Below are 26684 nucleotides of genomic sequence, written 5' to 3'. Positions count from 1 at the left end.
TAGCCAACCTCTTCGGATTGACAGACGAGGATATCTATGATGCTATTATAAACAGGTCTGAAGAGATCAAGCATGTTTTTGATATTTACAAATTAAAACTGGCAAGTTGAACTTGCGAAACTTAAATCAAATGATAAGAACGACTGATCTCTGTTTTTAAGAATGGCCACAATCTCATAGTCTGTTTCTTCTTTTTTCGTAGTCATACCGTCTCCTTTGGATTTCAATCGCATAAACTGCCCTATTGGATAGTTATCTCCTGTAACTTGTTTTGCAAACTTTTCTGTAAGTGCAATTTTATGGGGAGATGAAAAAACTTTATTTATATCTCCTTGTATAGATTCATAAGGGAAAAAATGTACAAACGATGAATCAGTACTGATTAAAGAGATATCCGCCATTTGATCTTTGTTAATCAAAAAAGAAAGATTGTCAATACGCTGAAAACGGACAAAATCTTTAATCTCAGGATACTTGTCTTTTATTAATTGAGGTACTTCACCTGAAATATAAGAGATCGTTTTCGTTATGTCCATAGGGAATGTCTGACTCATATACAGGATATTTTCCCGGTTAGGATTGTCCGCTTCAATATTAGATTCATAGATAACAAAGGCCAACAACAGATTGGCGCAAGCTAATCCAATAGCCAAACTTAATACGGAAATCACGAAAAAAAGTTTGTTTCGCCACCAATTCCGTGTAATCAATCTGAAAGTATAAGATAAAGTCATCTCTGCTATTTTTGTACCATGCTAAACTATAGTTATTCTTTTGTATTTATAGGAAACCAAGAGTAAAAAAGCTTTTTTGCCTTTAATTTGTCCATTTTTTTGACAAACACTTTTTCTTTTAATTAAGAATCTGTTTTGAATTTATTCTCTATTTTTTTTATACCTGATTTGGTATTTGGCGAAACACATGAAGACAAGACAAAAAGAAACTATTTTAACCATTTTGCTTACGCACTTCAAAAGCACTTAACCTCATTTTTCTTTCGTTTATATAGTTTCAAACCAATAAATATTCCATAATGACAAAGAAAGACCGTTTTTTCACCAAAAACACAAAGATTGTATTCCAAAATATAAAGGTTATCTTCCGAGACATAAAGGTTATCTTTCGAAATATATCCTTTATCTTCAAAAAAGAGTAGCGTAATTTTGGATTTTTTTCTTTTTACAAATCTTGAAAAAACGGACATGCCGAATAATGCAATTTAAGCAACATCTCCCGGGTTCTGCTCTTCAGGCACATACTTTGTCGTTTTGCCAGAGAAGTTAGCCCAAAAGGACTTATTTGCGATCGGTATCAATCCGACACAAAAGTAGGTGATTTGCCAACATTTTGTTTTTTTTAAGCCAATAGCTCAGAGCTTCGGCAGATTGAACCAAATGCTTCAACTTACTTTTTATACAGTACGAATATAAAATTCCGAAGGAGCTATTATATTTGCATATATGAATGATTTTAAAATCATTGTAATTGATGACGATGTTGCAATACTAAAAACATTGCGTCGCATACTGAAGCCGAAGTTTGGCTACATTACTGCAGTTTCAAGCCCTGCAATTCTGCCCGGATTATTGCATCAGGGTGGGGTGGATGTTGTTCTGTTGGATATGAACTTCAGCAAAGCATTTCAATCAGGAAAAGAAGGTTTGTTTTGGTTAGCAAAAATACTATCTTTTCCGCACCACCCATCGGTTATTCTTATGACTGCCTTTTCTGATATCGATCTCGTTATTACGTCTTTTAAAAATGGAGCTGTTGATTTTATCATCAAACCCTGGGATAATGACCGGTTAATTCAGGCAGTAGAGCAGGCAATAGCGCGTAAAGAAGAACGAAAATTGAAACTTTTAGTTGAAAAAACAGAAGAAGAAGCTTCTGCGGTGCTGGCTTTAGAGGAAATGGAAAAGCAACTGATCCGTCATGTTCTGGAGAAGAATGAAAGAAATATTGCTATCTGTGCGGATATTCTTAAAGTATCACGACAGACATTATATAACAAGATTAAGAAATACAATCTGTAAGACGCAATGAATAGAACGAATGTGTATTTTGCGGGTGGGGTTATTATTGTCCTCCTTTTAGCACTGTTCGGAGCTTATATGGTTGTGTCCGGAATTTCGTACACTTTGGCTGCACTATCTTTGTTGGGTATTCTTTACACCGGTTTTTTGCTTTATAAACGATTTACAAAGAATAACGAACGGATATTTCGCTTTCTGTGTTCGTTGAAAAATGCAGATCCTTCTGTTATTATACCTCCAGAAGAAGCAGAGTTGCATGAACAACAATTTTGTCATGAGTTGAAAGATATAGCCGATATTGTTCGCGATCATAGACAGCGTTATGAGGAACAAACGACATATTATGAAGGGATAATGAACGTGATGACCCATGAATTGAGGAATGGATTAACGCCAATTTCTTCCCTTAGCAGTTATCAATTGAGCGAAAATAAAGAATCAAATAATTCTGAACTAATTGAAGATTTAGAACTGATCCATTCACAAAGCAAACTATTGCAAAGTTGTCTGGAGGCCTATCATAAATTAATGTATATGCCCGAACCTGTGAAAGAAACGGTAGCGTTAGATTTACTCTTTCAGAAAGTGGAACGAATGATACAGGGTGAAAAGAATAGTAATAAAGTCGTTTTTGAACTAAATGCAGACTGGTCTGTTCTGGCAGATTCCGGTTTACTGACCTTAGCAATTCTCCATGTAATCCGTAACGGAATCCAAGCTGTGGAAAGCATAGATAATGGCGTGGTGACAGTAAGAATAACAAATGATAAACCTTATAGTGTTGATATAGAAGATAATGGAAAAGGTATTCCGGAAAACCTACAGTCTTCTGTTTTTAGCCCGTTCTTTTCTACAAAAAATACAGGAAGCGGCATTGGCTTAAGTATAGCACACCGCATCATGCAATTACATGGCGGAAAACTAGTTTTTACTTCCCTGCCCGGGAAAACAATATTTACTTTTCAGTTTAGATATTCCTGAAAATAGCCGTTTGTAAAATTTCGAAACGTTCCGTATTTAGATAACCTTTCTTCATAGTAGGGGTGTGGTATAATAGTGACATAATATGATTTTTTGATTGAAAGAGGTCACGGGGAAATTTCCCTGTGGCTTTTTTCTTTGGAGAAAACTCCTTTTTACCAATTGTATTTCCCTTTTTATTATTACTTTGCATATTCTTTAAAGAAGCTAAGTTTTAAATAAAAAGATTTGGATATGAATAGTTTGAGGTGTTTATTCTCGATGTTATCGATTTGTCTGTTGTTTGCTTGCGGTTCAAAAAAAGAAACGGATAAGTCTATCCCTTATAATTCAAATATTGGAGCTTTTACTACAGGGAAAGTGTCTCGTTTTTCTCCTGTTTACTTAGTTTTTAATAAAGATGTGGACTCTGCACGGATGACGACGGATGTGTTGAAGAAACATTTTAAACTGATACCGGAAACGGAAGGAGCATTTACTTTTGAGAATAGTCGTACTGTGGTTTTTCGTCCTGCCAAAGAATTTAAACGGGATACGGAGTATCAGGTTCGGGCGGATTTGTCCGGCTTGTTTGATGTATATCCCGAAGAAAAAGAATTTCATTTCTCGTTCACAACGCATCGATTAGCCCTTTGGGGTAATTTGAAGACTTTGGATGTGAACAAAGAGAATGAGAACGGATACGATCTTTCTATCACTATTTTTACTTCAGATGTTGAAGAACGGACTACTATTGAGTCTTTATTGCATTTTTCTGAAAAAGTAACGACTGTGTGGCAGTCAAGTTCAGATGAGAGAAGACATGAGTTACTTATTTCTAATGTTCCGCTTGGAACGGAGACGGGACGGAATCTTGTTGTCTCTGTGGGGAAAAATAAATATGGAATAGAAGAGAAAGACTTGTTATCTGTGCCTATTCCGGGCATGAATGATTTTTCTGTTTATGATGTGAATTTAATTACAGACCCGGAACGCTATATAGAGGTGGTTTTTACAGAATTATTGGACGAAAATCAGGCGATGGAAGGTTTGGCTTATATTGAAGGGAATAATTCGGAACTTGTACACGTTTCGGGTAATAAAATACGTCTTTATCCCGATGCTAATTTAAAAGGGAATGTGAATGTTCATCTGAGTACGGGTATTCGTTCGAAAAAAGGACTTCTCTTGAAACAACCTGTGGTCAGACAAATCTCTCTTCTAAAAGCTAAACCGAGTGTTCGCTTTATCGGAGAAGGGGTGATCATTCCGCAATCTACAGAATTAACTGTGCCGTTTGAAGCTGTTTATCTGCGTGGAGTGGTAGCCCGTATAATCCGCATTAATGAACAGAATATCGGACAATTCCTTCAGACAAACGATTTGTCCGGTTCGTCTGAATTAGTGCGTGTAGGGCGTATCGTAGCGCGTAAAACAATTTTCTTGGATGAAGACGGAATTGATATTACTCAATGGAATACGTTTGCTATTGATCTGAAAGAATTTATTGAACCTGAACCGGGTGCTATTTATCGCGTGGAACTTTCCTTTGATCGTAATCTGTCTGCTTACCCTTGTGATGATGATCAGGTAAAATTATCTAAAGAGGAATTGCTTGCCAAAGATGAAATTGAGTTCAGGGAAGAATCGAGCCGTTTTGATCAGGGATGGTATAGTTACTACAATGAAAATTTCAATTGGTATGATTACGATTATGATCAAACAGATAATCCTTGTTCCAATTCATTCTATTACAATAAACGTGTAGGAAAGAATGTGCTTGTTTCTAATCTTGGCGTGATTGCTAAGGGGGGTGAGGGTAATGAAATGCTTGTTCTGGTAAATAATCTGCTTAATGCGATGCCTCAAAAAGGAGTTGATGTCGCGGTTTATAATTATCAACACCAGCTTATTACAAAAGGGGGTACGGATGAGAAAGGTCTGGTTCGTCTTATGCTTGAACATAGGAAACCGCATTATCTGGTCGCTTCTCAAGGTAATCAACGCTCTTATTTGCGTATTGATGCTGGACAAGCCTTGTCTTTGAGTACATTTGATATTGACGGTGAAGTGGTTCAGAAAGGCATTAAAGGTTTTATTTATGGTGAACGTGGCGTGTGGCGTCCGGGGGATACGCTTCATCTGGGCTTTATGCTGAATGATCGTGAAAAGAATCTGCCGGAGCAACACCCGGTAGTGATGGAACTGCGAAATCCATTAGGGCAAATATATTTGCGTAAGACGCAAACACATGGTGAACTGGGACTTTATGCGTTTAATCTGCCTACGGATCCAGATGTACCTACAGGAGCATGGACGGCTACGGTACATGTTGGCGGTTTAACTTTTGATAAACGTATTCGTATCGAAGCGATTAAACCAAATCGTCTGAAGATTAACCTGCCTGTTCCAGAGAAACCTTTGTTGATCGGTGAAGATTTTAATGTGGATATGCACGTGGAATGGTTGCAAGGGGCAACAGCTCGCAATCTGAAATACGATATTAAGGGTACGTTTATTTCTACGGCAACCGCATTTAAAGGTTATAAAGACTATATATTCGATGATCCGGCTAAGAAATTCAATAGCGAAGAAAGTAATCTGATTTCGGGTAGTACGAATGAAAAAGGAGACGCGGTAGTAAAGCTCCGCTTTGATCTGGGCAGTTCGGCTCCGGGTATGTTATTGGCTAATTTAGTGACTCGTGTTTTTGAAGAATCCGGTGATTTCAGTATTGACGGAGCGCGTTTGTTTTATTCACCTTATAAACGTTATGTAGGGCTTCGTTCTCCGCAATCGGGCAGGGAACAGTTAAATACGGGAACAAACTATTCTTACGATGTGGCGACAGTTAATTACGATGGTACTGTTGCTGCCAATCAGGATGTGGACGTAACTGTTTACAAGGTATATTGGTATTGGTGGTGGAGCTCGGATAATAATCGGTTAGCAAATTATGTGTCTGATTCTTATAATAAACCGATAAAAGAATTTTCTGTTCGAACGGATGGTAATGGGAAAGTGAAGTTTAATCTTTCTTTCTCGGATGAGGAATGGGGTACCTATTTTATTCGGGTGACTGATCGTTCGGGGAAACATTCTACGGGAGTGATGAGTTATTTTGACTGGCCGTACTATGAAGGTAAACGGGATGCTTCGGGTGGTCAATCCCCTTATGCGCTTACTTTTAAAACAGATAAAGAGAGTTATACCGTTGGCGAAGAGATGGTGATTACATTCCCGTCAACGCAATCCAATCGTGCTATTCTTACCGTTGAGAACGGAACAAAGGTGTTGTCTGTCAGTCATTATGAATGTAAGGACAAGGAAACTACGGTGAAGGTTAAGGTAACAGAAGATATGCAGCCGAATTCATATGTTTATATAACCTTGTTGCAACCTCATGGTGAAACACAGAATGATTTACCAATTCGTTTGTATGGTGTTGTGCCTGTTTCTGTAGTGTCGTCTGATAGTTATTTACATCCGGAAATTCGAATGAAGGACGAATTGAAGCCTGAAAAGTCATACGATGTGATTGTGTCCGAAAAAAACGGTCGTGAGATGGCTTATACATTGGCTATTGTAGATGAAGGATTGTTAGACCTGACTCGCTTTGCTACTCCTGATCCATGGAAGGTGTTTAATGCGCGCGAAGCGTTAGGCGTGAGTACATGGGACTTGTATAACTTTGTAGTTGGTGCTTATGGCGGACGTATAGAGAAATTATTTAGTATAGGTGGTGATGATGCGCTCAATAAAGGACCGAAAGCAATCGTTAACAGGTTTAAACCGGTAGTCCAATTTGAAGGGCCGTTTGTTTTGAAAAAAGGAGAAAAGAAACAGCATACTTATACGATGCCGAATTATAACGGACGTGTTCGTGTAATGGTAATTTCGGGAGATGGAAAAGCATACGGACATACGGATAAGAGTGTCCTTGTTCGTAAACCGGTGATGCTTCTCGGAACGCTTCCGCGTGTAATTGGTGTAGGAGAGGAGATGGTTGTTCCAGCTACGGTGTTTGCTACGGAAAAAGGTGTCGGACAGGTGAAGGTTAGTATCCAGTGTTCAGACAATATGGAGGTGATCGGTAATACAGCGAATGATCTTCACTTTGATGAACCGGGGGATAAACAGGCGACTTTCCGTATTCGTGTGAAAGAAAAACCCGGAGCCGGACATGTTAAATTGATAGCGTCCGGTAAAGGAGAACAGTCAACGTATGAAACAGATATTGAGATTCGCTCAGTAAGACGTCCGCAAACCCAAGTAGTTTCCGCTACACTTGAACGCGGAAAAAGTTGGAAAGAAACAATCAGGATGCCGGGAGCCGATGGTACAAATAAATTAGCGTTGGAAGTTTCGGATATTCCGCCTCTTAATCTGTCTAAACACATTAAATATTTATTGGGTTATCCGCATGGTTGTCTGGAACAGATTACATCAAAAGCATTCCCGCAACTTTATCTCAAAGAATTGGCTTCACTAACCGAGTCACAATCTACTTCTGCGGATGTGGCGGTTAAGTCTGTCATTTCACGTGTTCGTTCTTATCAAACGGCTGAAGGGGCTTTTGCTTATTGGCCGGGAGGAACATCCACGAATAGTTGGGGAACTGTTTATGTAGCTCATTTCCTTCTTGAAGCAGAATCGAAAGGCTACTTAGTGCCTTCTTCCTTAAAGCAAACAGTGATGAATAATCTGCGATTGGTGGCTCGTAAATGGCAACCGAACACCACCTATTCTTATTATTCAACATCCGAAGAATTGACACAGGCATATAGACTGTATGTGCTTGCTTTGGGAAATGCTGCAGAGATTGGGGCAATGAACCGCCTGAAAGAGCAAAAAAGAAATAATGGTATATCTACATCTTTATTAGCCTCCGCGTATGCATTGGCCGGTCGAAAAGACGTGGCAACTGAATTGCTCACTAAGACAACTGAGATGAAGACCAAGTACGACGAATATGACCTGACTTTCGGAAGTGATCTGCGTGATCAGGCTATTCGTTTGCAGACTTATTGTCTGTTAGATAAAACGCAGGATGCAGCCACATTGGCTAAACTTATTTCTACAAAATTGAGTACGGCTGATTGGTTAAGTACGCAGGAAACAGCTAATGCCTTAATGGGTATGTCTGCCTATCTGAAAAAGTACCATACCGATGAAAGTATGGATTTTTCATATTCCGTTGCCGGAAAATCGGACAAAGTTAAAACAACAAAAAATATATGGACGGCTGATTTATTAGATCAGGCTACTGCAACAACTTCCGCTGAAGTAACGAACAACGGTAAATCTACGTTGTTTATTCGGGCTATCTCGGAAGGTATTCCGTTACAAGGTGAAGAGGTTGCTTATAGTAGTGGATTGACGCTTGCCGTATCCTATACCGATGCCACAGGAAAGTCTGTTAATGTGGATCAATTAGAACAAGGAACTAATTTTGCGGCAGTTGTAACAGTCCGTAATCCTTCATCGCAAGGGATACGTAATGTTGTTCTGACGGAAATTTTCCCGGCAGGGTGGGAGATATTGAATACCCGCTTCCTGCATCAGGATTCACCGGGCGCCAATGAACCTCCAAGCAGTATCAGTTATCAGGATATCCGTGACGATCGTGTATATACGCATATAGATTACTTACCGTCAGGCCGTCAGGTAACCGTACGGATTAACCTTTGTGCCGTATATCCCGGAAAATTCTACCTGCCTCCGGTTTACAGCGAAGCGATGTACGATAATTTAACCCGTGCGAATACAGAAGGAAGAATGGTTGAAGTAGAATAGAAAGATAGCGAAGGGATAAACAAATAGCAGGTTGTATTGTTTTACTTTTGATAAATATTGAAAACAATGACAGAAGTAGCATTCAAACACACTATACCCCTTCAATTACGATTTAATGACGTAGATAAATTCGGACATATTAATAACGCAGTTTATCTCACGTATTATGATCTGGGAAAGACAAATTATTTTGAATCGGTATGTCCCAATGTAAATTGGGATACCGATGCAATAGTGGTAGTCCATATTGATGTGGATTTTATGGTACAAATATTTAGCACCGACCACGTTTCCGTTCAAACGTCTGTTACAAAAATAGGCACGAAAAGTTTCGAGTTGACGCAACGCATCGTCGATTCAAAAACGGCAGAAGTAAAATGTCTTTGCCGTTCGGTTATGGTTACTTACGATTTAGTAAAACACCAAACTATACCAATGCGCAAAGAATGGATAGATGCCATTTGTGCTTATGAAGGACGGGATTTGAGAACGCAGAAGTGATTGTTACTGTTGAACCTTTCCCACTTTCATCCCTGATTAATGTTCCTATATTGTCTAATCTATCGCTCATTCTTATACTTATCTTTTTTATAAAGAAAAATAAAAGTTTCCCATTTGGGAAACTTTTATTATAATAACCTTGGTATTTCCCCCGGTTCTTTGGCTACTTTTACGCCGGCAGCTTCTAAGGCTGCTATTTTTTCTGCTGCTGTGCCTGAGCCGCTTGAGATGATTGCGCCGGCATGTCCCATTTGTTTTCCCGGAGGAGCAGATTGTCCAGCGATGAATGCAACAACCGATTTGGTGACATGCTGACGAATATATTCAGCTGCCAGTTCTTCTGCATTACCACCGATTTCTCCAATCATAACAATGGCATGTGTGTCGGGGTCTTTTTCAAAACGTTCTAATATATCACGAAAATAGAGTCCGACAACCGGATCACCTCCCATCCCTACTGCGGTAGATTGTCCCATGCCTGCGGCTGTGAGATGATAGACCACTTCATAGGTTAATGTACCGCTTCTACTCAGTACACCTACATGACCTTTCTTAAAGATATGTCCGGGCAAAATTCCGACGAGGCTTTCATCGGGGGTTACCAATCCGGGACAATTAGGTCCGATAAGAGTGGCTCCGCGTTCTTTTACAAAACGATGTGCTTTGACGACATCTACGGTTGGGATACCTTCCGTGATACAGATTATCTGCTGAATGCCTGCGTCTGCTGCTTCCATGATTGAATCCGCTGCAAAGCGAGCGGGAACGAAAATGACAGACGTGTTGGCGCGGGTTGTCTCTACTGCTTCATAAACCGTATTAAAAACCGGAAGACCGTGTACTGTCGTACCTCCTTTGCCCGGAGATGTACCGCCTACAACGTTTGTTCCGTATGCTTTCATTTTTTCTGTGTGAAAACCACCGTCTCGTCCGGTGATTCCCTGTACAATAAGTCGGGTGTCTTTATTGATTAATATGCTCATGATTATTACACTTTAAGGGGTTGTTGGGTAATTTTTACAGCTAATTGTGTGGCTTCGCTCATTGTTTCAGCCGAAAGGAGTAGGGTTCCTTTTAACATCTCACGACCTTCTTTCTCGTTAGTTCCCGTTAGTCTTACAACTACAGGTACTGTCGTGTTCAGTTCTTCAAAAGCGGTGATCAATCCTTTTGCAACGTCATCACAACGTGTGATACCCCCGAAAATATTGATAAGAACTACTTTTACTTGCTTGTCATTGAGCAATAATTTCATGGCATTGATTACCTTTTGGGGATTGGAACTTCCCCCGATATCTAAGAAATTAGCCGGACTACCACCATAGAGTTTAATCATGTCCATTGTTGCCATAGCCAATCCGGCACCGTTAACCATACAGCCTATTTCACCACCCAGATGAACATAACTAAACCCCTTTTCCTTTGCTTCCGTTTCAACCTTTTCTTCGGCCGTCGGTTCAAATAATGCAACGACATCCGGATGCCTGAAAAGAGCATTATCATCAAACGTCATTTTTGCATCAATAGCAATCAGATTTCCTTCGGTAGTCCGAACCAACGGGTTAATCTCTGTGAGTGAAGCATCTTTCTCAATGAAAAGACGATATAAGTTCTGTAAAATAGCAGCGAATTGATTGACCTGTCCGATTTCAGAAAACATGGAGAAAGCATATTTACGCGCTAAATAATCAGGTAGCCCAATCAACGGATCAATACTGAATTTATAAATCCTGTCCGGCGTATACTTGGCTACCGCCTCAATATCCATACCACCATCCGGACTCATCATCAACAAAACAGATTTAGTATTACGATCAATTACAAAACTGACGTAATACTCCGATTCAATATTAACGGCTTCGCTGACGATTACCTTTTCTACCGTGTAACCTTTGATATCCATTCCCAGAATAGACTGAGCGTAAGCTTTCACTTCAGCTTCGCTTTTCGCTAATTTAACTCCACCAGCCTTTCCACGACCACCCGTTAGCACCTGCGCTTTCACGACTACTTTTTCTTTCTGGAACTCATTCCAGGCATTTACGGCCTCAGAAGAACTCATGCAGAGTTTGTACTTTTCTACCGGTATTCCGAAATCAGAAAAGAATTTCTTTGCTTGATACTCGTGTATTTTCATTTGAAATAAACTTATGTAAGAATTAAGGGTTGTTCATAAAACAACACGTGATTTCAATAAAAACACTTCTACTCTGTCAGATGTTTTTGTTCAAACTATGTTATTCAACCATATTTCTGAAATTTTAGCCGCAGTTACTGGTAGGTCTAAATTTTGAGGTAGGTCTAAATTCATTTAGAGGTAGGTTAAAATCAATTTAGAGGTAGGTGGAAAATCCATTGTTCGTTGACCCCTTACGCCAAAACAAAATTGACCCCAGAAAATTATTTAATTTTGCCTCCCGAGTATCCTGACAAGTGGGGTCATTTTTATTTTAGGAAACCATCATCAAGCGATAAACCATTATTTTTTCTTTTTTAATTGATATACATTTCATTCATGGAAACGATAGATAAGCCAACACTTTCTAGAAATTTACTCTTTCGCTGGCGAAAGGAAGAAATTTCTAGAAACCGCTTGCGGCTTGGTGTTGGCGTTCTATCGTTGGAATGTACCTTTGTATATCTCTTAAAAAAGAACTTTGACTACCCTTTATCTAGTTCATTCAGTTTTATTTTCCTTTCCTACAAGCTGTACTTTCTTGAAAGTATAAAATCTATGTTGGTTTACATTTCAATGGGGTCATTTTTATTTTGGATAGAGGGGGCAACCTTATTTTAGAGCAAGGGGGCAATTTCATTTGGTTTACGGGGTCAATCTGGACTGGATTTTCCATCGGATGCCGACAACGTTTCACGTGAGGAACTTTTGAGAGAGCTTTCCATCAGTTTTCGAAGCGTAACCGAACCGAAACTAAAGTCTGAAATAGGTCTGAAAATAGCTGAATTACAGAGATTTAAGCAACAGACTGATAGCGAAGCAAAGGTACAGGTTTACAGGCAATTAGAATGTTCGGAATGTCCTCTGTATTTAGAGAAACAGAAACAATTAGCCGAAAGCAAGGCGGAATAAGAACGTTTAAGCCACTTTCTTTATTTGATGGACAGATTATCCGCTTTGATAACGTAATTCCGTTATGATATGCAGAATCTTGCGTGTTTAAGCAGGTGGAATCTGTCTTATTTTGCATAGGTAGAAATCCGCCTATGTAAACAAGGGGAATTCCCCCTATTTATAATATCGGATATTCCGACATTATCAAAGGTGATTTGCGGTCACTATTAAAACCCCCATTTTCGTGTGTATTTGAAGCAAAGGGCGTGATAATCCCTTTGGTTGAAGTGCGAAAATAACACTACTGGGAAATATCGTCAAAAACGACATTATAAATCCCCAGAATTATGGGTATTTGCAAAGGTAGGAGTTTCGTACGTTATGAATTGGGGAATTGTGGGTAAATAGGGGGGGGTAGAAACCCGTCCGAGCCGACAAACACAAATATTCTGCTTTATCCTTAACCCGACACGCTTCTTTTAAAATTAACTCACGGTATTAACTTTCGATATTAACTTTCGACCTTGATTCAGACCTCTATTTTTTGACCTGTTTTCTCATAACACGATTCTTACAGATTTACAGTCAACCTTAACTCAGTTCAAAGTGCTATTTTCGAACTTTGCCCGGTTTGTTTTAGAAGTGGGCTAAAACCACTTTTAGGAGAAAGGTATGACGGTTATGACGAGAATGACGACGAAATAATAACTTTATTTTACTTTTGATGAGGGTATAAACAGGGTGTTTTACAGCAAGTGGGGACAAATGTGGGGACATCGTTGTAAAAGAAAAACGCTAACAGCTTTATTTATAGGCTATTAGCGTTATTGGTGGCGGTATGGACGGGACTCGAACCCGCGACCCCCTGCGTGACAGGCAGGTATTCTAACCAGCTGAACTACCACACCTTTTAGATAATGCTCCGATTGGGGAGCAGCATTTTCTCTCAAATGCGATGCAAAGATAGGGGGTTTATTTTAAATTTGCAATATGTGTTGAGAGATTTTTTGTTTTTTCTCAGGCTTGATTTATCCGTGTTACGCGACTTACAAGGTCATCTATCTGATCTTCAGATTCAAGGCCAATTGTCATGCAGTGAATGTTTGCTTCTTTTAGGGAGTAATTTAGTGAGTGTTCTCTTTCTTCTTCTGTTACTTTTTTGCCTTCTCCGAAGATTTTCATGCCAATTATGCCTTTGCCGTTCTGTTTGGCTTTGCCTAAAAGTTCGTTTACGGCTTCTGGGGTTCCGTCCATATTTGCCTGGAATGGGTTGATGCGTGCTAAGATGACATCTACCCAGGGGCTGTCAACGGCCTCTGCCATAGCATCCCAGTTGTGGCAGGAAACTCCGACTGTTTTGATAATACCTTCTTGTTTTGCTTTGGAGAGTGCTTCCATATAATATGAACGGGATTCTGTCCAATTGGGTTCCATAAGACAGTGCATCAGAACAATGTCGAGATAGTCTGTGTTTATTTCTTTTCTGAAACGGTTTATTGTTTCTTCTACTGCAACAATTTTGTCTGAACCGTTTGGGTGTGTCCATATCTTACTGCATAGTTGTACTTTTTCTCTATCCATGTGTTTAAGCGCATTGGCTATATATGAATGGGATCCGTACGAATCGGCCAAATCAAAGTATGTTAATCCTCTATCATATGCGTGTTGTGCCAGCCTGAGAAAATTATCCATACCAAGTCGGGTTTGGTTGGAGGACTTATCATAAGCTACCGTACCTGTACCAAGTCCGACCTGAGAAATCTCCAAGCCTGTATTTCCTAATAAAACACTTGATATCTTATTTTTGACAGTTGTTTTTGACAAGGCTGAAAGTGCGTCCTGACCTGATATTGCCAACCCGGCAAATCCTATGGCACTCGTTTTGATGAATTTTCTTCTATTAATCATATGCATTAAAAGATTTAAGGTGTTGTAAGATAGAGACTTTATTTTAATTAAAGCAGAAAAATACGTTTTTATGTTGGATATAAGAAAATTTTAAGGCGCCTGGAAACGAATGTTGAGGCGCTTCAACTTTCGTTTCCAGGCGCCTCAGCAAACAAGTTGAAGAGCCTCAAAATTTTCAGAACTACTATTTGCTGAATATCGCTTTTGAAGTTCTCGACTTTTTATAGTGGACTCATCCTTTATATTTCCGATATATTTCCGAAAATATCCTACCTGTTTGTTTTATATGTTTGAATCTAACTTTTTGTCGGTTGTTTTTTTGTAAATGGGGTGAGATGATTTTAAACATTAAGAAGATGTTGAATAATAGAAGAATGGTGATGTCTTTTCGATAAAAAAGCGTAATATTGCAAATAAAATAATATTACGGATGTGTTTGAGATCTAAACAGATAGTAGGATGGTTGTTAATTGTCATTTTTGCATTATTCTATGCAAATATCTGTTTTTCGTTTCATGGACATGTCATTAATGGAGTCACTATCGTTCATTCTCACTTTCATGATAAGTCGCATACGGATACGTATAAACATAGTCCAAATGAACTGACTCTAATTTTTACATTATCTTTATTTCACTCTCTTCAAGCAAATTTTGGCTTTTCTGAACTGGTATTGTTTCTTATTTTACAGACAATAATCTTGTCTGGATTGCTTTTAAACGTTTGTTGTAATTACTCTTCTTTTATTTCCCTGCGAGGACCTCCTGCTTGTCCATTTTCTTATTGAAATTTCATTCTTTAATAAAGACGCCAATAGTGTATATCTACGTGAGCAGGTGTCAATACTAATATTTAAAATAATAATTTACCAATGAAGAGTTTTTTCATGTTGGCAAGTTTGTGTCTGTTGGTGAGTGCCTGTGGGCAAAAAGAATCAACACAAGAGGGATCTCGTATTCAACATAATGGTGACACAATCACCGTACCCGATAATTCTTCTGTATTAGGACAGATTGTTGTTCAAAAAACTCAATTACGTGAGTTTTCGTCCGAATTCAGAACTGTAGGAACTGTTCGTCCGGTCTCCGGAAAATTAGCAGAAATAGTACCTCCTTTTGCCGGACGTATTGTTAAGTCTTTTGTCCGGTTAGGACAGAAAATCAATGCGGGAACGCCTGTTTTTGAACTGGGTTCATCGGAGTTTTATGAAGCAACTAAAAGTTATTTTTCTGCTCAATCGGCAAACGGTATTGCTCAGATAAATTATAACCGCCAGAAAGAGTTGGCTGCTAATGGGGTAGCATCTCAAAAAGAATTAGAACAGGCTAAGAACGAAGCGTTAATTGCTAATCAGGAATTTGAACAGGCGCAGGCAACGCTGAATATCTTTAATATCGACGTTTCATCGCTTCAGATGGGACAACCCTTAAAAGTGATTTCTCCTATCTCAGGTGAAGTAGTGCAAAACAATATCACGATAGGAAGTTACGTGAAAGAAGATTCAGAAGCTTTGGCGGTAGTTGCTGATTTATCTGAGGTTTGGGTTGTGGCACGTGTCAAGGAAAAGTATTTCGGAGCTATCAAACAAGGTGATCAGGTGGAGGTTTTTGTAGATGCTCAACCGAATAAAACGATTTGGGGAACCATCTACTATATAGGAGAGATGTTAGATGAAGAAACGCGTTCCTTAGATGTGATAGTCAGATGTAATAATACAGACAAGGACCTGAAACTGGGTATGTTCTGCGTAGTTCATTTTCTAAGTTCACCGAAGGAGTCGATTATTTTACCGTCAACCGTTATTATGAAGGAAGAAGACAGAGATTATGTTTTGATTGAATTATCTAAAGGGAAATATCTACGTAGATACATTGAATCTGAGTCTGTTAATGTTGAAGAAACACGTATTCTGAGTGGTCTTCGTGAAGGCGAGACGGTTGTTGTTAAAGGTGGAATTTACCTAAACCTGTAAGTCGATGGAGAAATTAATGACCACCTTGATCCGGCGTCGTTGGTTGATGTTGACCATATTTGTGTTACTCTCAGGTATTGGTATTTATGCTTGGAAGCAACTTGCTATAGATGCTTATCCGGATATTGCCGACGTAACGGTTGGTGTTGCAACACAGGTTCCGGGACTTGCTGTTGCCGAAATTGAACAACAGATCACGATTCCCCTTGAACGGGAGCTGAATGGCATTCCGGGCTTGAAGATTATGCGAAGTAAAAACTTCTTCGGTATCTCAAAAATTACACTGGTTTTTGAAGATGGCGTTGATGATTATTGGGCGAGACAGCGCGTATTGGAGCGGATAAATGATGTAGAACTTCCTTTTGATGCTAAGCCCGGATTGGATCCGTTGACATCTCCTACGGGTGAAATATTCCGTTATATTATTACCGGTAGTAAAAATCTTCGTGAATTGACAGACCTTAACCATTGGGTGATTATTCCACGATTGAGGCAGATTCATGGAATTGCCGACGTGTCGAATTTCGGAGGTATTACAACTCAATTTCAGATAGAAATAGACCCCAATAAACTGTCAAAGTATAATATTTCACTACAAGAAGTAACAGAATCCATAGAGAATAACAACTCGAATGCAGGTGGTAGTACGATTATCCGCGGCGATCTGAGTTATGTAGTGCGTGGACTCGGGCTTGTGCGTGATTTGCAGGATTTGGGCAATATCGTGGTCAAGACAGTTGGTGGAGCTCCTGTTTATATAAAGGATTTGGGCGAGTTGAAGTATGGAAATCTGGAACGGAAAGGTATATTTGGTTATGTAGATGATGAGGTGGATTATACCGATGGGGTAGAAGGGATGGTACAGTTGTTACGTTATGAAAATCCCTCCCGGGTTCTTGAAGAGATAAATAAAACGATTGCTGAATTAAACGAAAACGGTCTTCCGGAAGGAGTAAAAATACATTCTTTTTATGACAGAACCGAATTGGTCGATGCCACGTTAAATACGATTTCGCATACCCTCTCATTTGGTATCTTATTAGTTGTCGGAGTGCTGATTATCTTCCTCGGCAGCCCAAGAGGGGCTTTGCTGGCTACGATTACTATTCCTGTGTCTTTATTGATTGCCTTTATTCTGATGTGGTTGACTGATATTCCTGCCAACCTGCTATCTCTCGGCGCAATAGATTTCGGGATCATAGTTGACGGCACCATCGTTATGATGGAAACGATTTTGAAGAAGCGTGAGAATGATCCTGATGCTCCGCTGGATGAGTCAAATATTGCCAAACGGGCAGCAGAGGTTGCAAAACCGGTCTTTTTTGCAACGTTAATCATCATCATTGCATATATGCCTTTGTTTGCCTTTGACAGAGTAGAACAGAAACTGTTTACTCCGATGGCATTTACTTTGAGTTTTGCGTTGCTGGGTGCTTTAGCTTCCGCTTTGATTCTGATTCCAGGTCTGGCATTTGTTATTTACCGCAAACCACAAAAGGTTTACCATAATCGCTGGCTGGAACGTTTGACCGATATGTATAAAAGACAGACGGAAAAGTTGATTGCCGCGCCCAAAAAGATTATTGCTCCGATTGTTGCGGTTCTGGTGGCAGTTGTCGTACTTTCTGCTTATGTGGGGAAAGATTTTCTACCTCCGCTTGACGAAGGAAGCGTTTGGTTGCAAGTACAATTTCCTCCGGGAATCTCACTTGAAAAATCGTCCGAGATGGCAACCGTATTAAGGGATAAACTTATGAATTTTGATGAGGTCACCTATGTAATGACGCAAACTGGGCGTGACGATGAAGGCGGATGTCCTTTCTCTTTCTCGCATACAGAAGTTATGATAGGTCTGAAACCCTATAATACATGGAAAGACGGACGCAGAAAAGAAGACTTAGTTGCAGATATGGCAAAACTGATAGCTACCATGCCGGGTTATAATGTTGGTTTTTCTCAGCCTATCATTGATATGGTTATGGATCAGATTGCAGGAGCACATAGTGATTTAGCGATAAAAATATACGGCGAAGATCTGACAGAGAGCCGCCGCATTGCTGAAGAAGTGGTGACGGTTGTAGAGAATGTAGAAGGGTCTGCAGATGTAAGTATTGCAGAAGAACCTTTTCTTCCTCAGTTACAGATTGTGGCTGATCGTGACAAAATTGCTCAATATGGTCTGAATGTTGCAGATGTTGCAGAATTGATAGAGGTAGCGATCGGAGGTAAAGCAGTCTCTCAGGTGTTCATCGACAGTCGTGTTTATGATGTAATCTGTCGTTACAATGATCTGTCGCGCGATACTCCGGAAAAGATAGGAGCTTTATTGCTAACATCCGGCTCGGGGGCGATGATTCCCCTTTCAGCCGTAGCCCAAGTAAAGATGACAACAGGAGCGAGTATGATTTCGCGTGAGAAAAATCAGCGCTTTAGTACCGTTCAGTTGAATTTGCGTGGAAGGGATTTAACATCGTTTGTAAGCGAAGCTCGTTCAAAAATTGAAAAACAGGTAGAATACGATCATTCTAAATTCCAGTTTCATTGGGCCGGACAGTTGGAGAATCAACACCGGGCTTTTGGGCGACTCGCTGTGGTTGTTCCTATAACGTTGGCGGTTATGTTTCTCTTGTTGTTTTTTAGTTTTGGCAAATTCCGTCAGGCCGGATTACTTATTGGAATGCTGCCATTGGCTGTTTTCGGAGGAATGCTTGCGTTAGTTTTACGAGGGATGACCTTCAACGTATCGTCTGCAGTCGGGTTTATCGCTCTTTTTGGCGTTTTCATACAGAATGGTGTTATCATGATTTCGCATATCAATAATTTGCGTGCACGTGGTTTGAATCTGAAAGAAGCCGTCCTTTCCGGAGCATCACATCGTTTGCGTCCTGTAATGATGACTGCTACGGTGGCTGTATTAGGATTGTTGCCCGCTTCCATATCTACCGGAATCGGATCCGACATACAACGTCCGTTGGCTACGGTTATCGTTTACGGACTCTTGTGCGGAACTATCCTGACGCTTTATGTACTGCCAACTCTCTACTATATGTTGGAAAGAAGAAATCTGAAAAATGAATAATCCGATGAAATATATAAAAGAAATACTGATCTGTTTTTTCTGTGTTATAATTACTACAGGTCATGCGCAGGAAAAACGAGTGTTGACATTTAACGACTATCTGAATAACGTTAAGCAGTCTAATATCGACTATTTGGTTGAAAAATATAATGTTGATATTGCTGAAGCAAATGTGAAAGCCGCGAAGGTATTTCCTGACCCTGAATTATCCGTGAGTTATGCTAATAATCAGAACTGGGATTTACAAATGGGATACGGCGTTGATGCGGAATTAAACTATACGTTGGAATTAGGAGGTAAGCGTAAAGCCAGAATAAATGTGGCAAAAAGTGAGAAAGAAATGACCGATGCTTTGTTGGAAGATTATTTTCGAAACTTACGGGCTGATGCTACGATTGCCTATTTGGCCGCGGTAAAACAAAACCGGCTTTATGAAATACAAAAAGAATCCTATCGGCAAATGTTTATGTTAGCACAAGCAGACAGTGTACGTCTGAGTGTAGGCGAGATAAAAGAAATTGATGCCCGTCAATCAAAGTTGGAAGCTGCTACTATGCTGAACGATGTTTATACGAGTGAAAACGATCTTAAAGAAGTTCTTCTTCAATTAGCTTTATTTCAGGGAGATAAAAACATCGAATTGTCGGATTCTATTGCGGGAGATTTGAATGATTATAAAAGAGTGTTCGATTTAGCCTCTCTGATAACCGCCGCACAAAATAACCGCGCAGATTTGCAGGTGGCACTAAAATCAAGAGAGTTATCACATAATAATTTACGATTGGCTAAAGCAAACAGGGCTATTGATGTTGGGATTAGTCTTGGGGGAACTTATTCCTCCATTGTCAAGAATGAAATAGCACCTGCACCTGCGTTTAAAGGCTTTTCTGTCGGATTTAGTATTCCGTTGAAGCTGTCGAATACAAACAAAGGCGAGTTGCGTGCTGCTGAATTTGCTGCCGCTCAAAGTAAAAGTCAGTACGAAGGGGTAGAGTTACAGATTACTTCCGAAGTAATGCAGGCGTATAATAAATACACTACCGCATGCCGTAAGATGGAACAGTTCAACTCAGGGCTCTTACATGAAGCGGAAACGATTTTTCATAAACAGGTGTACAGCTATGAACGTGGTGAGAGCAGCATACTTGAAGTGCTGAATGCACAAAGAACTTATAATGAGATATTAGTCAGCTATAATGAAACTCTTTTCGACTGTGCTACTACCTTGGTTGAGTTGGAACGTGCCTCCGGTATATGGGATATACGTATTGACTCCACAGAAGAAAATTGATAGTAAGAACAAAAAAAATATCCGTGGACTCTTTGATAAGTAAAGAGCACACGGATATTTTTTATTATACGCTTAATTATTGAATTCCGCGTTCACGAAGACGTTTTTGCCAGTTCCAGGCAGTAACAAGCGTGTCTTCAACGCTTTCTTTAGCTGTCCAACCCAGCACCTTGTTGGCATGTTCCGGATTTGCCCATACCTTTTCGATATCTCCTTCGCGGCGTCCTACAATTTTGTGAGGAACTTTTACGCCTGTTCCTTTTTCAAATTCAGAGATAAGCTCGAGTACACTCACTCCACGACCTGTTCCTAAGTTAAAGATTTCGAGTTTTTCGTCTGATTTATTTTCCAACATACGATCCATTGCAATAACATGAGCTTTGGCAAGATCAACAACATTGATATAGTCTCGTATGCAAGAGCCGTCAGGCGTATCGTAATCATCTCCGAATACACTCAGTTCTTTACGAATGCCCATGGCTGTTTGTGTCAGGTACGGGATAAGATTCTGAGGAACTCCGTTTGGCAATTCTCCGATCTCTGCACTGGGATGTGCACCAATCGGGTTGAAATAACGAAGAATAATACTCTTGAAAGGAACACCCGCATATATCGTATCACGGATAATTTCTTCATTGATCTGTTTCGTGTTTCCATAAGGAGACAAAGCCGGTTTGATCGGGGCATCTTCTGTAACAGGAAGTATGTCCGGTTGTCCATATACCGTACAAGATGAAGAGAATACTATTCCTTCGATACCTGCTTCAGGCATCAACTCCAGCAAATTGATCAGGGTTACAATATTGTTTCTGTAATAGAGTAGGGGTTTGTGAACAGATTCACCTACAGCTTTGCTTGCGGCAAAGTGAATAATCCCCTTGATTCCGGAATGTTCCTTGATTAGCGCTTTAAGTCCTTCTTTGTCATTACAATCCAACTCCTTAAAGTAAGGACGGATACCGGATATTTTTTCAATCCCGTCAAGCACTTCTACATTAGAATTGGAGAGATTATCAATGATCACGACATCGTAACCTGCATTTTGTAACTCTACTACCGTGTGCGAACCGATATATCCTGTTCCTCCGGTAACTAATATTTTCTTCTTCATCTTAATTAGATTTTAGTGTTTTTATACGATACCAGAAAAACCCATGAAAGCCATAGCTAATAAACCTGCAGTTATAAGGGCAATAGGGGTGCCTTTCATTCCATCCGGAATACGCGTCATGGCTAATTGTTCCCTGATGCCTGCAAAGATAACTAAAGCTAAGGCAAATCCTATCGCTGTAGAGATTGCATATACAATAGATTGTAATAAATTAAATTCTTTCTGAATAACCAATATGGCTACTCCAAGGATACAGCAGTTGGTCGTTATCAAAGGAAGAAATACTCCTAAAGCCTGATATAAAGCCGGAGAGACCTTTTTCAAGATAATTTCTACAAGTTGCACTAAGGAAGCTATAACTAAAATATAGCTTACTGTTTGCATAAAGCCTAACCCTAAGGGATTCAGCAGGTAGTTCTGCATTAAAAAAGTAAACAACGTTGATACTGTAAGGACAAAAACAACTGCAAGTCCCATTCCAATTGCGGTGTCAATCTTTTTGGATACTCCTAAAAACGGACAAATACCTAAAAATTGAGTCAATACTACGTTGTTGACAAACACTGCCGCTATAAACATTAATACGTATTCCATAAATTCTCGTTATTAATTGTTGTACATTGGTTTCTATTAATTCTTATCCTCATCACTCTGAGAAGTAGCGCCTGTTGCTGCATCCAGACCAATATAAGCATTGTAGGCTCTGTTCACAGCTTCAAGAAAAGCACGACTCGTAATAGTTGACGCGGTAATCGCATCAACATCTCCTCCGTCTTTGCTTACCGAAAGGCTTCCTTTTGAAAGAGATCGGCCTATAATACATTGGTTATTCTTTTCAGTTCTGAACCATTCGTTCATTTTAGCTCCAAGTCCTGGCGTTTCCGCATGTTGTAAAACCGAATAATTAAGGATTTTTCCTTCGTTGTCAAAACCTACAATAATCCTGATTAAACCACTGAATCCGTTTTTAGAACTACTTTCAACCGCAGCTCCCACCATTTTACCGTCTTTCTGAGCTGGATAGATCAGAAGCTCATACCCATCGGGAGTTTCTACTTTAAATGATTCGGAAACCGGATTGTTATCAAATTCAGGAGAAACATCTTTGATTGCTGTCTCTAAAGCTTTCGCTTCAGTTTCGGCTATAGGTCCTGCTGTGTATTTATAAGTTGTTGCTAATAGCCCACTGGTTATGATACAAATCAGGGTCAATGACAAAAACATATTTGGTAGTGTTGATTTTAACTTTGCCATATTATTTTCCTCCGAAATGTTTAGGTTTGAAATATAGGTTGATTAACGGAGTTAGTGCATTCATAATAAGTATTGCGAACGACATTCCTTCGGGATAAGCGCCAAACAAACGAATTAACGAGGTTAAGAGGCCTATTCCTATACCGAAAACAAGCATACCGCTTTTACTCATTGGTGAAGTAACATAATCTGTTGCCATGAAGATTGCACCTAAAAGCAAACCTCCGGAAAGAATATGAATTATCGGGTGAGCATATTCTGCGGGATTGACTAAATGCATAATGCCTGTAAATATAAAAGAGGTCAGAATAATAGAAATTGGTATATGCCAGGTAATTATTTTGCGTACAAGCAAAAATATTAATCCGAGCACTAAAGCGATAGCACTCACTTCACCAAGACTTCCTCCCATATTCCCTAATAACATGTCTGTGTAAGTTGGCAACTGTGTTACCCCTTCATTCATTAATGAAAGAACTGTTGCACCCGTTTGTCCATCCATATAAGACATCGGAAATGTTCCCGGAACCGGCCAGGTTGTCATCTGCGCCGGAAACGAAATCAGTAAAAATACGCGTCCCACTAATGCCGGATTGAAGATGTTGTTTCCTAATCCTCCAAAAGACATTTTGCCAATACCTATAGCGGCTAACGCACCAATCAGAATAATCCAGACCGGCAGGTTAGAGGGTAAATTAAACGCGAGTAATAGGCCTGTTAATATTGCCGAACCATCTGTAATTGTAGCTGGTTGTTTGAAGAAAAACTTCTGAATCAAGTATTCGAACAGTACACAAGCAGCAACAGAAACAAGTGTTACAATCAATGAACCTAATCCGAAATAATATAACGATACCAATAGAGCCGGCATAAGGGCTATCAGTACGCCATACATATTCTTACTGACACTATCGCCACTGTGAATATGCGGCGAAGGAGATATAATTATTTTATTTTCCATAACAAATCCTTAATTACGCCTTTCTGGCACGAATGATACCCATTACTTTTCCTTTTCCCAAACGTATATAATCCAGCAACGGACGATTAGCGGGACAGGTATAACTACATGAACCGCACTCAATACAGTCCACAATATAGTTTGCTTCAGCCATATCCCAGTTTGTGAATTCCGTAGCATTCATTAATAGGGTTGGGTTTAACCCCATTGGACATACATTCACACATTTGGCACAACGGATACAATTCTGCATCGGTTTGCGGACAGATTCTTCTTTTGTGAGGAGCAAGATTCCCGAACTTCCTTTAGTGACCGGAACGTCAGGGCTAACTAATGCTTTCCCCATCATCGGGCCTCCTCCGATTATCTTTCCTGTATTTTCAGGTACTCCGCCGGCTTCTTCGATCAAGGCATTAATAGGAGTTCCTATACGAGTTAATAAATTAGTGGGGTTGGTAAGTTTCTTTCCGGTTACGGTTACCACACGCTCAATCAGCGGTTTGTTTTTTTGCACAGCCTCATATACAGCAAAAGATGTTCCTACGTTTTGTACAACTGCACCCGCAGAGATAGGCAATGCACCACTTTTTACCTGCTTGCGAATTACGGCGTCAATCAGTTGCTTTTCGCCTCCCTGAGGATACTGAACCTTTAGCGGCATAATTTCAATGCCAGGATATGCAGAGGCTAAATTCGTAAGATGCTTAATAGCGTCCGGTTTATTGTTCTCAATCCCTATAACCGCTCTCTTTACATCAATAGCTTTCATTAATAAGGTGACACCAATTAAAACTTCTTCTCCCTTTTCCATCATTAAAATGTGATCGGAAGTCAGATACGGTTCACACTCTACGGCGTTTATGATTAGTATTTCTGCTTTATTTCCCGGAGGAGGGGTTAATTTAATCTGAGTAGGGAAAGTTGCTCCCCCTAAACCAACAATTCCTGCAGCAGCTATTTTGTCTATAATTTCTTTACCGGATAATTTACAGTCTTTGATCAGGTTGTCACTTCTGTCAATTGCGTCCTCCCATTCATCTCCATCAACATCAATAAATATGGCGGTTCGTTTATATCCGCTTGCATCAATGGCAGAGTCTATCTTGTTTATTTTACCCGAAACGGAAGAGTGTATATTGGCTGATACAAAACCTCCGGGTTTGGCGATCAGGGTACCTGTCTTCACCATATCCCCTTTTTTTACAATTGCCTGTGCGGGCGCTCCGATATGTTGGCTTAAAGGTATAATTACCTGTTTTGGAACAGCAAGTCGGACTATCTTTTTCCCGGCAGACAATTTGTTTTCGGGTGGGTGGATACCTCCGATTCTAAATGTCCTAAGCATACTATTAGATTTTATTTTGTATTGTTTTTTATTTGTTTTCCGGCGTTACTGTTGCTGCCGTTTCTGGTTGTATTTTTTGTGGCTTTACAGTAGAATCTGCTTCTTTCTCCTTGCGTGGAGGAAAATTAAGTTCGTGAATAGCCATTGTTGGACATACAACAACACATTTGCGGCAGAGGCGACATTTAACAGGATCAATATAGGCCAGATTGTTTTCTACTTTTATTGCATCGAATGCACATTCCTTTTCACATTTGCTGCAACCTATACAAGCATTGGTGCATGCCTTACGTGCCACTCCACCTTTATCCTGATTTACACAGCTAACATATATACGCCGCGATTTTGGCCCCTTTTTTCTAAGCTCGATAATATTTTTAGGGCAAGCTTTGACACAAGCTCCGCAAGAAGTACATTTATCTTCTATAACTTCCGGTAATCTGGTGACTGGGTTAATATGTATAGCATCAAAATTACAAGACGCTTCACAGTCTCCCATTCCGAGACATCCGAAAGAACAACCGGTTTCTCCTCCATATAAGGCGGCAGCAATAGCGCAGTTAGATACTCCGTCGTATTGATTTAACTGAGGACGAGCATCACAATCTCCGTTGCAGCGAACAACGGCAACAGTTGGTTCTGTTTTCAATGCCTCTTTTCCTAAAATAGCCGATACTTTTTCCATTACTGAAGCTCCTCCTACAGGACAGTTCAGGTTATCTAAGTTATCAGCCTTAACACAAGCTGCCGCAAATCCGGCACATCCTGCAAATCCGCAACCTCCGCAATTCGCAGCAGGAAGTACCTCCTGTACCTGCGAAACCCTGGGGTCTTCGTAAACCTCGAACTTTTTAGATGTAGCGTAAAGAAGAGCAGCGCCGGCAGCGCCGATTCCTCCTAACGAAATAATGGCGATTAAAATCATAGTATAATCAATTAAGTTTTCTCATGGCAAAAACAAATCGTTTTTTTAACTTGTCTTTAAAAAAGTATAACACACTATAATAAACGGGTAAAACCGCAAGACCTGCCAAAGCGCTGACAGCTTCACTCCGATTAGATTCTAAGCAAAAAATAACTACCGCTAATAAAATAATAAGAGGGAGGACAAATGCATATAAAACGGCCAAATATCCCAAAGAACTTCGGCCGTATAAATCAACCACTTCATTTACCTGAAAGGAATTGAATATGCCATCGATTTCGACAAGACGGTCTTTGCTTTCCGATGCGTTGCACATGGATTTTGCATGGCATCCCGCACAAGCCGACTGCTGAATAATTTTCACATATACCTTGTCACGGTCTATGCGTTCGATAATTCCTGTGTGATGTATTGTATCGTCCATATTTGTAAACTCCACATAGCAAAACACGGCAAAAGTACGTAATATTTGGGA

General features: G+C 39.9%; 19 protein-coding genes and 1 tRNA gene. 8 read left to right on the top strand and 12 right to left on the bottom strand.

What is annotated here, in order from left to right:
• Nucleotides 1-92 precede the first annotated feature (92 nt).
• Nucleotides 93-734, bottom strand: coding sequence for an ABC transporter permease (locus PHT93_RS06355; protein WP_300240816.1), 642 nt, complete (start codon nt 732-734; stop codon nt 93-95).
• 726 nt (nt 735-1460) lie between these two features.
• Here PHT93_RS06355 and PHT93_RS06350 point away from each other — a divergent pair.
• The 4 genes from PHT93_RS06350 to PHT93_RS06335 all read left to right on the top strand — a co-directional run bounded on the left by PHT93_RS06350 (nt 1461) and on the right by PHT93_RS06335 (nt 9293).
• Complete coding sequence (locus tag PHT93_RS06350) at nt 1461-2036, top strand: response regulator (protein WP_300240813.1); 576 nt, start codon at nt 1461-1463, stop codon at nt 2034-2036.
• Nucleotides 2037-2042: 6 nt separating this feature from the next.
• Complete coding sequence (locus tag PHT93_RS06345) at nt 2043-3017, top strand: HAMP domain-containing sensor histidine kinase (protein ID WP_300240810.1); 975 nt, start codon at nt 2043-2045, stop codon at nt 3015-3017.
• Nucleotides 3018-3251: 234 nt separating this feature from the next.
• A complete protein-coding gene (locus tag PHT93_RS06340) occupies nt 3252-8792 on the top strand; it encodes an MG2 domain-containing protein (RefSeq protein ID WP_300240807.1) in 5541 nt (1846 codons plus the stop codon).
• Nucleotides 8793-8858: 66 nt separating this feature from the next.
• Entirely contained in the window at nt 8859-9293 is a 435-nt protein-coding gene (locus PHT93_RS06335; protein WP_300240805.1) for a thioesterase family protein, read from the top strand.
• 128 nt (nt 9294-9421) lie between these two features.
• Here the strand turns inward: PHT93_RS06335 and sucD are convergent, their stop codons facing one another.
• Both sucD and sucC read right to left on the bottom strand, forming a co-directional pair.
• On the bottom strand, nt 9422-10276 hold the full coding sequence (sucD, locus tag PHT93_RS06330) for a succinate--CoA ligase subunit alpha (RefSeq protein ID WP_300240803.1): 855 nt from the start codon (nt 10274-10276) through the stop codon (nt 9422-9424).
• Nucleotides 10277-10281: 5 nt separating this feature from the next.
• Nucleotides 10282-11430 (bottom strand): ADP-forming succinate--CoA ligase subunit beta, encoded by a 1149-nt coding sequence (sucC, locus tag PHT93_RS06325; RefSeq protein ID WP_300240801.1) that lies wholly within the window; start codon nt 11428-11430, stop codon nt 10282-10284.
• 747 nt (nt 11431-12177) lie between these two features.
• On the opposite strand from sucC, the gene PHT93_RS06320 reads away from it, so the two are divergent.
• Nucleotides 12178-12381 carry a hypothetical protein gene (locus PHT93_RS06320; RefSeq protein WP_300240799.1) on the top strand — a complete coding sequence of 68 codons (204 nt, stop codon included), beginning with the start codon at nt 12178-12180 and terminating at the stop codon, nt 12379-12381.
• Nucleotides 12382-13194: 813 nt separating this feature from the next.
• On the opposite strand, the gene PHT93_RS06315 is transcribed toward PHT93_RS06320, so the two are convergent.
• Both PHT93_RS06315 and PHT93_RS06310 read right to left on the bottom strand, forming a co-directional pair.
• Nucleotides 13195-13271: transfer RNA gene (locus PHT93_RS06315), tRNA-Asp, on the bottom strand.
• Nucleotides 13272-13380: 109 nt separating this feature from the next.
• Complete coding sequence (locus PHT93_RS06310; protein ID WP_300240797.1) at nt 13381-14271, bottom strand: aldo/keto reductase; 891 nt, start codon at nt 14269-14271, stop codon at nt 13381-13383.
• 871 nt (nt 14272-15142) lie between these two features.
• Between PHT93_RS06310 and PHT93_RS06305 the strand changes: the two genes are divergently transcribed.
• From PHT93_RS06305 to PHT93_RS06295, 3 genes are read left to right on the top strand one after another with little or no spacing between them, the layout of a single operon-like run.
• Entirely contained in the window at nt 15143-16243 is a 1101-nt protein-coding gene (locus tag PHT93_RS06305; RefSeq protein WP_300240795.1) for an efflux RND transporter periplasmic adaptor subunit, read from the top strand.
• 4 nt (nt 16244-16247) lie between these two features.
• Nucleotides 16248-19322, top strand: a complete 3075-nt coding sequence (locus PHT93_RS06300) for a CusA/CzcA family heavy metal efflux RND transporter (RefSeq protein ID WP_300240792.1) — start codon at nt 16248-16250, stop codon at nt 19320-19322.
• Nucleotides 19323-19326: 4 nt separating this feature from the next.
• Nucleotides 19327-20613 carry a TolC family protein gene (locus PHT93_RS06295; RefSeq protein ID WP_300240790.1) on the top strand — a complete coding sequence of 429 codons (1287 nt, stop codon included), beginning with the start codon at nt 19327-19329 and terminating at the stop codon, nt 20611-20613.
• A gap of 76 nt (nt 20614-20689) precedes the next feature.
• On the opposite strand, the gene galE is transcribed toward PHT93_RS06295, so the two are convergent.
• From galE to PHT93_RS06260, 7 genes are read right to left on the bottom strand one after another with little or no spacing between them, the layout of a single operon-like run.
• On the bottom strand, nt 20690-21724 hold the full coding sequence (gene galE / locus PHT93_RS06290) for a UDP-glucose 4-epimerase GalE (protein ID WP_300240787.1): 1035 nt from the start codon (nt 21722-21724) through the stop codon (nt 20690-20692).
• A 21-nt stretch (nt 21725-21745) separates the two neighbouring features.
• Nucleotides 21746-22318 (bottom strand): electron transport complex subunit RsxA, encoded by a 573-nt coding sequence (rsxA, locus tag PHT93_RS06285; RefSeq protein ID WP_300240785.1) that lies wholly within the window; start codon nt 22316-22318, stop codon nt 21746-21748.
• Between the two features lie 36 nt (nt 22319-22354).
• Entirely contained in the window at nt 22355-22978 is a 624-nt protein-coding gene (locus PHT93_RS06280; RefSeq protein WP_300240783.1) for an RnfABCDGE type electron transport complex subunit G, read from the bottom strand.
• 1 nt (nt 22979) lies between these two features.
• The gene (locus PHT93_RS06275; RefSeq protein ID WP_300240781.1) at nt 22980-23939 is read right to left on the bottom strand and encodes an RnfABCDGE type electron transport complex subunit D; all 960 of its coding nucleotides are present in this window, start codon (nt 23937-23939) and stop codon (nt 22980-22982) included.
• Between the two features lie 13 nt (nt 23940-23952).
• Nucleotides 23953-25284 (bottom strand): electron transport complex subunit RsxC, encoded by a 1332-nt coding sequence (gene rsxC / locus PHT93_RS06270; RefSeq protein ID WP_300240778.1) that lies wholly within the window; start codon nt 25282-25284, stop codon nt 23953-23955.
• Between the two features lie 28 nt (nt 25285-25312).
• Nucleotides 25313-26209: a Fe-S cluster domain-containing protein gene (locus tag PHT93_RS06265; protein WP_300240776.1), complete on the bottom strand. Its 897-nt coding sequence runs from the start codon at nt 26207-26209 to the stop codon at nt 25313-25315.
• A gap of 7 nt (nt 26210-26216) precedes the next feature.
• On the bottom strand, nt 26217-26633 hold the full coding sequence (locus PHT93_RS06260; protein ID WP_300240774.1) for a SoxR reducing system RseC family protein: 417 nt from the start codon (nt 26631-26633) through the stop codon (nt 26217-26219).
• Between the last annotated feature and the right edge of the window lie 51 nt (nt 26634-26684).

The sequence above is a fragment of the Massilibacteroides sp. genome (assembly GCF_028705895.1).
In the GTDB taxonomy this organism is placed as follows: Bacteria; Bacteroidota; Bacteroidia; order Bacteroidales; family Tannerellaceae; genus Massilibacteroides.
The sequence above is the reverse complement of the archived record's forward strand: the minus strand, read 5'-3'. Positions and strand labels throughout refer to the sequence as shown.

What these genes read in the sequence shown, in the direction of transcription:
- PHT93_RS06355 (WP_300240816.1), bottom strand. Translation starts at nt 734, where the DNA reads ATGACTTTATCTTATACTTTCAGATTGATTACACGGAATTGGTGGCGA.
- PHT93_RS06350 (WP_300240813.1), top strand. Translation starts at nt 1,461, where the DNA reads ATGAATGATTTTAAAATCATTGTAATTGATGACGATGTTGCAATACTA.
- PHT93_RS06345 (WP_300240810.1), top strand. Translation starts at nt 2,043, where the DNA reads ATGAATAGAACGAATGTGTATTTTGCGGGTGGGGTTATTATTGTCCTC.
- PHT93_RS06340 (WP_300240807.1), top strand. Translation starts at nt 3,252, where the DNA reads ATGAATAGTTTGAGGTGTTTATTCTCGATGTTATCGATTTGTCTGTTG.
- PHT93_RS06335 (WP_300240805.1), top strand. Translation starts at nt 8,859, where the DNA reads ATGACAGAAGTAGCATTCAAACACACTATACCCCTTCAATTACGATTT.
- sucD (WP_300240803.1), bottom strand. Translation starts at nt 10,276, where the DNA reads ATGAGCATATTAATCAATAAAGACACCCGACTTATTGTACAGGGAATC.
- sucC (WP_300240801.1), bottom strand. Translation starts at nt 11,430, where the DNA reads ATGAAAATACACGAGTATCAAGCAAAGAAATTCTTTTCTGATTTCGGA.
- PHT93_RS06310 (WP_300240797.1), bottom strand. Translation starts at nt 14,271, where the DNA reads ATGATTAATAGAAGAAAATTCATCAAAACGAGTGCCATAGGATTTGCC.
- PHT93_RS06305 (WP_300240795.1), top strand. Translation starts at nt 15,143, where the DNA reads ATGAAGAGTTTTTTCATGTTGGCAAGTTTGTGTCTGTTGGTGAGTGCC.
- PHT93_RS06300 (WP_300240792.1), top strand. Translation starts at nt 16,248, where the DNA reads ATGGAGAAATTAATGACCACCTTGATCCGGCGTCGTTGGTTGATGTTG.
- PHT93_RS06295 (WP_300240790.1), top strand. Translation starts at nt 19,327, where the DNA reads ATGAAATATATAAAAGAAATACTGATCTGTTTTTTCTGTGTTATAATT.
- galE (WP_300240787.1), bottom strand. Translation starts at nt 21,724, where the DNA reads ATGAAGAAGAAAATATTAGTTACCGGAGGAACAGGATATATCGGTTCG.
- rsxA (WP_300240785.1), bottom strand. Translation starts at nt 22,318, where the DNA reads ATGGAATACGTATTAATGTTTATAGCGGCAGTGTTTGTCAACAACGTA.
- PHT93_RS06280 (WP_300240783.1), bottom strand. Translation starts at nt 22,978, where the DNA reads ATGGCAAAGTTAAAATCAACACTACCAAATATGTTTTTGTCATTGACC.
- PHT93_RS06275 (WP_300240781.1), bottom strand. Translation starts at nt 23,939, where the DNA reads ATGGAAAATAAAATAATTATATCTCCTTCGCCGCATATTCACAGTGGC.
- rsxC (WP_300240778.1), bottom strand. Translation starts at nt 25,284, where the DNA reads ATGCTTAGGACATTTAGAATCGGAGGTATCCACCCACCCGAAAACAAA.
- PHT93_RS06265 (WP_300240776.1), bottom strand. Translation starts at nt 26,209, where the DNA reads ATGATTTTAATCGCCATTATTTCGTTAGGAGGAATCGGCGCTGCCGGC.
- PHT93_RS06260 (WP_300240774.1), bottom strand. Translation starts at nt 26,633, where the DNA reads ATGGACGATACAATACATCACACAGGAATTATCGAACGCATAGACCGT.